At 58.4% G+C, this 8,941-nt stretch carries 5 protein-coding genes; 2 read left to right on the top strand and 3 right to left on the bottom strand.

From position 1 onward, the window contains the following. Positions 1 to 3,587 (top strand): response regulator (locus ACXJKE_RS12835; protein WP_457280951.1); only part of this gene is annotated, 3,587 nt, incomplete at its 5' end. Positions 3,588 to 3,619: 32 nt separating this feature from the next. Next, a complete protein-coding gene (locus tag ACXJKE_RS12830; protein WP_457280950.1) occupies positions 3,620 to 5,767 on the top strand; it encodes a response regulator in 2,148 nt (715 codons plus the stop codon). A gap of 262 nt (positions 5,768 to 6,029) precedes the next feature. On the opposite strand, the gene ACXJKE_RS12825 is transcribed toward ACXJKE_RS12830, so the two are convergent. From ACXJKE_RS12825 to ACXJKE_RS12815, 3 genes are all read right to left on the bottom strand, one after another. Then, complete coding sequence (locus ACXJKE_RS12825) at positions 6,030 to 6,935, bottom strand: serine hydrolase domain-containing protein (RefSeq protein WP_457280949.1); 906 nt, start codon at positions 6,933 to 6,935, stop codon at positions 6,030 to 6,032. A gap of 202 nt (positions 6,936 to 7,137) precedes the next feature. After that, the gene (locus ACXJKE_RS12820; protein WP_457280948.1) at positions 7,138 to 7,929 is read right to left on the bottom strand and encodes a hypothetical protein; all 792 of its coding nucleotides are present in this window, start codon (positions 7,927 to 7,929) and stop codon (positions 7,138 to 7,140) included. A 252-nt stretch (positions 7,930 to 8,181) separates the two neighbouring features. Next, positions 8,182 to 8,634, bottom strand: coding sequence for a hypothetical protein (locus tag ACXJKE_RS12815; RefSeq protein ID WP_457280947.1), 453 nt, complete (start codon positions 8,632 to 8,634; stop codon positions 8,182 to 8,184). Between the last annotated feature and the right edge of the window lie 307 nt (positions 8,635 to 8,941).

The raw sequence follows: 8,941 nt of genomic DNA, 5'->3' as shown, positions 1-8,941 counted from the left end.
GTACTGAGGGCAAGCTGGGCGGGCAGGCCGACGTGCAGGGAGTGGCCGGTACCTGGAAGGATCTGACCGACAACGTGAACTTCATGGCCGGTAACCTGACATCACAGGTGCGAAACATTGCCGACGTGACCAAGGCCGTGGCCGCCGGTGACCTCTCCAAGAAGATCACGGTGGACGTGAAGGGCGAAATCCTCGAACTCAAGGCCACCATCAACACCATGGTGGATCAGCTTCGGTCATTTGCCTCTGAAGTGACGCGGGTAGCACGAGAAGTGGGCACCGAAGGCAAACTGGGCGGGCAGGCCGACGTGCAGGGCGTGGCCGGTACCTGGAAGGATTTGACTGACAACGTGAACTTCATGGCTGGCAATCTGACCAGCCAGGTGCGAGGCATTGCGCGCGTGGTGACGGCCGTGGCCAACGGCGACCTGGAGCGCAAGCTGACCGTGGAAGCCAAGGGCGAGATCGCCGCGCTGGCCGATACCATCAACGGCATGACTGACACCCTGGCCACCTTCGCCGATCAGGTAACCACAGTGGCGCGCGAGGTCGGCGTGGAAGGCAAGCTGGGTGGCCAGGCCAAGGTGCCCGGAGCCGCCGGCACCTGGAAAGGCCTGACGGAGAACGTGAACCAGCTGGCTGCCAACCTGACGACCCAGGTACGCGCCATTGCCGAGGTGGCCACTGCCGTAACGCAAGGTGACCTGACGCGGTCCATCACTGTCGAGGCACTCGGTGAGGTGGCGGCGCTGAAAGACACGATCAATGAAATGATCCGCAACCTCAAGGACACGACCCAGGTCAACACAGAGCAGGACTGGCTCAAAACCAATCTCGCCAAATTCAGCCGGATGCTGCAGGGCCAGAAAGACCTGGTGGCCGTGGGGCATCTGATTCTCTCGGAGCTGGCACCGGTGGTTGGCGCGCAGCAGGCGGAGTTTTATGTGCTGAGCTACACGCACGAGAGGCCGCGCCTGCGTCTCATGGCCAGCTACGCCTCCGAAGGGCAGGGCGCTTACGGCAAGGAAATCGACTTGGGCCAGGGCCTGATAGGCCAGTGCGCTTTCGACAAACAAAAGATCCTGTTGACGTCCTCGCTACCGCAGGGCCTCAAGATATCGTCCGGCCTCACCGAAGTGGCGCCTATGGACATCCTGGTGCTGCCCATCATCTTCGAAGGCCAGGTCCGCGGTGTGGTGGAACTCGCCTCGGTCGAGCGATTCAACCCAACCCACCAGGCTTTCCTGGACCAACTCACGGAGAGTATCGGCATCGTGATCAACACGATTGAAGCGAATATGCGTACAGAGGACTTGTTGACCCAGTCGCAGTCCCTGGCGCAGGAGCTGCAAAGCCGGCAGGAAGAACTGCAGCAGACCAACGAGGAACTGCAGGAAAAGGCCCATCTGCTGGTCCAGCAGAACGACGAGGTGGAGCGCAAGAACCAGGAGGTCGAACAAGCCCGGCAGGCACTGGAAGAAAAGGCCAAGCAGCTTTCGCTCACGTCCAAGTACAAGTCGGAGTTTCTGGCCAATATGTCGCATGAGCTGCGCACACCGCTGAACAGCCTGCTGATCCTGTCCGATCAGCTGTGCAAGAACTCGGAAGGCAACCTGACCAACAAGCAGGTGGAGTTTTCCAAGACCATTCATTCCTCCGGCAACGACCTGTTGATGCTGATCAACGACATCCTGGATTTGTCCAAGATCGAGTCGGGCACGGTGGTGGTGGACGTGAACGAGCTGCGGCTGTCCGATCTGCAGATGTACGTCGAGCGCACTTTCCGCCATGTGGCCGAAGCCAAGAATGTGGATTTCCTGATCACTACCGGGCTGCAGTTGCCGGTTTCCATGGTGACCGACGTCAAGCGCCTGCAGCAAATTCTCAAAAACCTGTTGTCGAACGCCTTCAAATTCACGCACCAGGGTCATGTGGCCCTGGCGATAGAAGAAGCCTTTACCGGCTGGAGTCCGGACAATGAGGAACTCAACCGCGCGCAGCAGGTGCTGGCGTTTTCCGTTACTGACACAGGTATCGGTATTTCCGCCGACAAGCAGCAGATCATCTTTGAAGCCTTCCAGCAGGCTGACGGCAGTACCAGCCGCAAGTACGGCGGCACCGGTCTGGGTTTGGCCATCAGTCGCGAACTCTCGCGCCTGCTGGGCGGCGAAATACGCCTGTCCAGCGCGCCGGGAGAAGGCAGCAGCTTTGTGCTCTACCTGCCGCTGGTCTACGCTTCCACGCGCGCCGCGCGCAAGCAGGGCAGCAGCGCCGAGCAGCGCTTCGAGCCGGCCGCGCCGATCAGCCGCCTGGGTTTCGAGAAGATGGAAGTCGCCTTCGATGATTCCGTTCTGTCTCTGGACACGCACTCTGCGGCCAATGAGGCTGCGGATGACCGGCACACCATCCAGCCGGGCGACTTTGTGCTCCTGATTGTGGAGAACGACCTGGCCTTTGCCAGCTTTTTGCTTGATGCCGCAAGGGCCAAGGGGTTCAAGGGCCTGGTGACGTCGCTGGGGGCCCGCGCCCTCACGCTTGCCGCCGAGTTCAAGCCTTCGGCCATCACGCTGGACATGCATCTTCCCGACATGGAGGGCTGGCGCGTGCTCGAGCGCATCAAGCAGGACTTCAGCGTCAGGCACATTCCGGTTTGCGTGATCTCCACCGACGATTCCAAGGAGCGCGCCTATCGATCCGGCGCCATGGCATTCATTGAGAAACCGATCCCCGCCAGGGAAGTTCTCGACGAAATGCTGGATCAGCTGCACCGTTATGTGTCGCGCCCGGTGCGGCACGTGGTTGTTGCCCTGAAGGACGAAGCGTTGCGTGCCGAGGTCACCAGCCTGCTGGGCGGCAGCCATGTTCAGTGCCTTGCGGTGCCGTCACTGGCGGACGTCAAACCCGAGGACTTCGCCCGCTTCGAATGCGCCGTGATTGATGAGGCGTCACTGGCGAACGGGTTCGACCGCTTGCGAAATGCCTCGCCCGCAGCCTTGGTGCTTGGGCCGCTGCAGGTGGTGGTCTGGCGTGAAGGCATGATCGATGCACAGCTTCAGCCCGCCTGGCAGTCACACGACGGCTACTTTTTCCGCGAAGCCAGGTCCGTCCCCCGGGTGATAGACCTGGCCCTGCATGCCCTGCATGTAAGCGAGGCGCGCATGACGGACAGGCAGCGCAGCACCTTGAGAAACTTCCACGATGCCAACAAGTCACTCGCGGGGAAAAGGGTGCTGATCGTCGACGATGACATGCGCAATATCTTCGCTCTGGCCACTGTGCTGGAGGGGCAGGGCATGGACATCGTCTGGGCTGACAACGGCCACGATGCCATCGCCAAAGTTGCCTCCGATCCGCAGCTCAGCGTGGTACTGATGGACATCATGATGCCGGTGATGGACGGGCTGGTCACCATGCAGGAGATTCGCAAGCTGCCGGCCGGCAAGACCTTGCCCATGATCGCGGTCACGGCCAAAGCCATGAAGGGGGACCGCGAGAAATGCATAGAGGCCGGCGCCTGGGACTATCTCTCCAAGCCCGTCAATACGGAAAACCTGCTGGCCGTGCTGCGTGCCTGGTTGCCCCGGTGAGCGCCGTCCTCATGCCGCAGGAGCCGGCAAACATGCTGAATCCGGACCTGGTCAATATCCTGATCGTCGACGACCTGCCGGAAAAGCACGTTGTCATGAACAGCATCCTGGAAGAACTGGGGCAAAACATCGTCAGCGCCCGCTCGGGCCGGGAGGCTCTGCGCCTCATCCTGCAGATGGAGTTTGCGGTCATCCTGCTGGACGTCAACATGCCCGACATCGATGGGCTGGAGACCGCCAGCATGATCCGGCAGTACAAGAAGACGGCGCAAACGCCCATTGTTTTCATCACGGCCTATGTGGACGAGGAACAGGCCGCCAAGGGTTACGCGCTGGGCGCGGTGGACTACATCTCGTCGCCCGTCGTGCCTGGCGTGTTGCGTTCCAAGGTCAAGGTTTTCGTCGACCTTCACCGCATGAACCGGCAGCTTCAGCAGCAGGCCGTCGAGCGCGAGGCGCTGGCGCGGTCCGAGGCGGCACGCACCGCGGCAGAGGATGCCACGCGGCGCGCCGCCTTCCTGTCGGACGCCAGCCAACGCCTGTCCATGTCCCTCAATATCGATGCCACTGCCCAAGCGCTGGCGGATATCGCCGTACCGGGCCTGGGCGCCATGGCTGCAGTCGCCCTGCTGGACAGCCATGGCGACCTGCACTGCCGCTGCCTCAAGATTGCGGGCGGCCCGGATCCCTCTGCGGGCCCTGTCGTACTCGAATGCCATCGCGAGTTGAGCGCCTCCATGGCGGCGACGGTCCGCAGCGCCATGCTCTCGCGGAAAATAGCGTTTCTGCCCGCAACGGAGCTGTGCGCGGCGTCCACGGCCTCCGCGGTAGCCCCACAGCCTGCCTGGCCGGAGCTGCCGGCGGACCATGAGGAGATGGCGATTTGCCCGCTGGTCGCGCGTGAGCAGATGTTGGGCGCACTCATCCTGTTCGGCAAGGTCGGCGGTTTTGCGCAGGCGGATGCTGCCCTGCTCAGCGAGGTGGTGGGCCGTGCCTCTATTGCCATGGAAAACGCCAGACTCTATACGCTGGTTCAGGAAGCGGATCGCCGCAAGAACGAGTTCCTTGCCATGCTGGCGCACGAGCTCAGGAATCCGCTGGCTCCGATCAGGAACGCAGTGCACATCATCCACAGTTCCCATGTGGTCAACCCGAAAGTTGCATGGGCGCGTGATGTCATTGCCCGGCAGGTCGATCACATGTCACGAATGATCGATGATCTTCTGGACGTCTCGCGGATCGTCAGGGGCAAGGTGACGGTTCATATGGAGCCGGTCCTGCTCTCGACATTGTGCGAGCATGCAGTGGAGGCCAGCAGCCCGCTGCTGGCAGCCAGGAATCAGGAATTGACTGTCCGTCTTCCAGCTGAAGCCGTGGTGCTCCAGGGCGATTTGGTGCGCTTGTCGCAAGTACTTTCCAACCTGCTGAACAATGCCTCCAAGTTCACGGATCAGCATGGAAAGATCGAGCTGAACGCTTCGCTGCAGGAGGAGGGCGTCACCCTGTTCGTATCAGACAACGGCCAGGGCATTGAGCCCGAATTCCTGCCGCATGTATTCGACCTCTTTGCCCAGGGCGACCAGGCCCTGGACCGCGCGCAAGGGGGCCTGGGTATCGGTTTGACACTGGTCAAGCATTTGGTCGAGTTGCACAACGGCAAAGTAGAGGCTTATAGCGAAGGCAAAGGCATGGGAAGCCGGATATCCCTTTATTTTCCGGCGAGGATTTCAGGCAACGATGCCGGTCTTCCCGTGGTGGCTGCGCCGGCGGCCGCCAAACCGGTGGCTGCCGTTCCCCGAAAAGTCCTTGTAGTCGACGATTTATCGGCTTCCGCAGAAACGCTGCAAGTGCTGCTGGAACTGGAAGGTTTTAATGTGAGGATCGCGAATGATGGTGCGTCAGCGCTCCATATCGCCCGGGAATTCGTGCCGGACGTAGTCATCCTCGACATCGGTTTGCCCGGCCTGGACGGCTTTGAGGTTGCCCGCCAGCTGCGCAGTCGCCCGGAATCGAAAACAACGCTGCTGATTGCCTTGACCGGCTACGGCGAAGCCGAAAGCCGGTTGCGCTCCCAACAAGCGGGTTTTGATCATCATGTGGTGAAACCCGCGGACATCGAATCTCTCCTGGCTATGGTGAGCCTGCCGCGAGTGGAAACAAAAGCCATGGGCGAACAATAGCTCGAGAGGCAGGTCGAAGAGGGGTGCGGCAAAAAAGCGTGCTTTACAGCGATTTCGTAAATTCAGACTGACTCCCCCACTGTAACTTGTTGATTCATATAGATCTAGCCCTCTTTTGAAGTGCAAATTACGCAAGAATTGGTTGCATAAAGTTAAGTGTTTTCTCTGTTGTGACGTAAATCACTACTTATTCGCAAGGAGATGCTCCATCCAAGAAGGCCGCGTAATTTGTATCTACGGTAGCTAGAACTGGGAGGCGTTTCTAGCTGGTTCTCTGCGCGCCGGTCTCAGGTTTGAGAGTCGCCAACAGGCGATTAACGACTTCTTCTTCAGCGATACCTTCATAGGAGCCACTACGGAAAACGGCGCAGGTTGCCCTTGTACCCCCGTAGTCGCAGTTGTAGACGGCCAAAACACTGCCCGGCCCAACGCCGGTGTGGCCGCACAGTGTCACGTCCATGGCCACCTCGCCTTGCATCAGGCCGAGGGCATACCCAGGAGAAATCCATGGACGCCCGGGAATCGGCCCCCCAAGGGTACGTGCCGTTCGCATCTCCCGCAGCAGTGAGTCAGGAAGAAGGCGCCCGGCCAGGAGGCGGTCCAGAAAGACGGCGGCGCTTGAAACTGGACCGACAAGCAGGCCGTGATAGACCCATCCAGGGTCGTAGTCGGATACCGCCCCTAGGCACACGCCGGCCAAGTCAGCTCGCGTTCTTGCGACACGAATTCCCGACAAGCCGAGCGGCGAAAACGCTTGCTGCATCAGGGCTTCATCGAGGGTGAGACCGGTCAGGCGTTCGAGGAGTCTCGCCACGTACATGTAGCCGACGTTGGAATATCGCCAACTAACTCCGGGCGTATATCGCAGCCTCGTGGCATCGAGGCGTTCCAACATTTCGTCCGCCGCCCAAGGCGTTTCGCCGCGCGCAACGGCGGCGTGGTATTCGGCAAGCTCACCATAGTCTGCCAACCCGGCTTCATGTTTCAGCAACTGACGCAGCGTAAACGGAGCGTCAAGGACCGCAGCATCAAGCCGAACCAATCCGTCTCGCACCAGTGTCAGCGCTGCTGCCGATAGCACCGTCTTCGTAAAGCTCCACCAGGGAACAATCGCATCGTGCTGTTCGTGATGCACTAACGAACCACCTGATAGCAGCGAGAAAGGCATTGGGATTGCAGTGGGCGAGTAATCGGCTGGGAGTTGCGAAGGTCGGCTGATGGCCCACTGCAGAAGTCTAGCCTATGCGTCAGGAAGCGGCCACTCGGTCAAGATGTGATACCCAGCTGTTACTCAGAGAAGCTCCGGGGTAGAAGATCAAGATCAATGAATTCGAATAGACGTCACCTATCCTGTTTATGCTTAAGTCCGCTCAGAGGTAAGCATCCCTGAATTCCATATCAGCATCTCTGAAATCTCGTGAGCGCCAGGTTCCTAGCTCTGTGCGGCTAAATATCAAATTTTCAAAAATTTGAAAAAGCGGCTTGGCTATTCCTATACGATGAAAATCCGGGCAAAGCGCAAGGAATACATTGAATAAATGAGCGGCCCAAATGTCCGCGCACGGCCAATCTTCAGCTTCTATGGCTTCTCGTGCGAGGATTGTGTAGACGGACAATATTGACAAGTCATTTCGATGCGAAAGCTGACTAAGAATCGACGGCATTGGCACCCGTTTAAGACGACCATGCGGGTCTTTGGCAAAAATGATTGTTTGAACCGATGCTGGCAACCGCTTGAGCAATCGCTGCGATTTGTTATGTGTAAAGCCGTCTCTGAGCAGCAAAGTCCATAGTAGATCTCTCACTGCCGCCGAGGACCCAGGCGAAATAATCTCAACCTTAAAGAGCTTGGTTTGTGTGGGCTTGTGTTTACCGTCGCGATATTTCAGCCAAATGTTGCTGTCGTAGGGTTTGATGCCTTCACCGGTTTTAAAAGAGGTAGGCTCGAATTTCTTTTGCATTGACCGAGCCGACGACAGCCCGTGCCGGGCTTTCAAGTACTCATACCAGTACACGGTTTGGCAGGTTCTTACATGCTTTCTACGGGTTCTCGGATTGTCTAGCGTGTAGAGATCCTGGGGACACTCAAAGTCGCTAAACGTCCGGATCAGATCAAAGGTTTTGAAGTAATTTCGGTTATCGATCAAGTCGGGGTAGTTCAAACTTAGCTCCTTCCTTTCGCCGACCGTCGGTCACCAAAATATCCGAATTGATTCCCAGCTCCGAATGATTTGTCTACGGCCATCCCAGACTCATGAGCCAGCCGGTCGCTGGAAATGACGCCTTCAATTTTCGGATGCACGAAGCGTTTCCTCAAAGATTGACACTGGGCGGTATAGGCACCTGAGCTCGTGATGCCGCGGTGCAGCACACCATCGATGTCGGCGAGAGCATCAGGTCGCTCATAACAGGAGCTACCATCGCACCCGAGAAATCTCTTCGTCCACCACATCAAGGAATATGTCCGACCTCTCCTCGGGCGACAGCGTGTCGTATTCAGGTGGCGTACCGCCCAGCAGCATCTCGATGGGAGTCAGACCGGCATATATCTTCTGCGGGCTCCGCAGGAAGCTCCAGAGCAGGGTCGAGTTGACGTCGGCTTCAAGGTATTTCTGGATGCTTTGCTTCAGCAGTGACTTGTCCAGCCGGTCATTGAGCTGAAACGCGGGATACCGCCGGTCATCGACCCGGGCTGGCGACGAAAGAAAAATGAATTCGCCGACGACCGCGCGTTCATAAACAGCCTCCGGCGAACACTTGAGATGGTCTGCCATTTCCTGGGCCGTCAGCACTCCGTATAGATGCGCAAAGCGGCCACGGTTCTCGCTGTCGATGGTTGGCGACGAGGCGCGAGTTGGCGCAGTCATGACATATTCTTTCGCTCGCGCAGAAACTGACGCAACGGTGTTATCCCATGACTCGCAGGACGAAATTGGTGGAGAAATGACGGCGTAAGTTGGCCGAAAAAAAGGCTGATCTCCCTGAGTTTCAGAGAGGACTCGCCTGCTGGTGATTTGATCAAACCGCTGATGGACATCAGTTTATTGGAGTGAAAAACTCCCCTGTGCGCAAGCACTTATTTCAAACTTTCCTCGAGAATGGTGCCGCGTATATCTCGGAAACCATTCGACGTGCACCAGCGTTGTTTTTACCCAAATTCGCCCCTTAAACAGC

Source organism: Polaromonas sp. P5_D5, from assembly GCF_054049435.1.
The sequence above is the reverse complement of the archived record's forward strand: the minus strand, read 5'-3'. Positions and strand labels throughout refer to the sequence as shown.

Excerpts from the sequence above, each read along its gene's own strand:
- ACXJKE_RS12830 (WP_457280950.1), top strand. The coding sequence starts at position 3,620 with ATGCTGAATCCGGACCTGGTCAATATCCTGATCGTCGACGACCTGCCG.
- ACXJKE_RS12825 (WP_457280949.1), bottom strand. The coding sequence starts at position 6,935 with ATGCCTTTCTCGCTGCTATCAGGTGGTTCGTTAGTGCATCACGAACAG.
- ACXJKE_RS12815 (WP_457280947.1), bottom strand. The coding sequence starts at position 8,634 with ATGACTGCGCCAACTCGCGCCTCGTCGCCAACCATCGACAGCGAGAAC.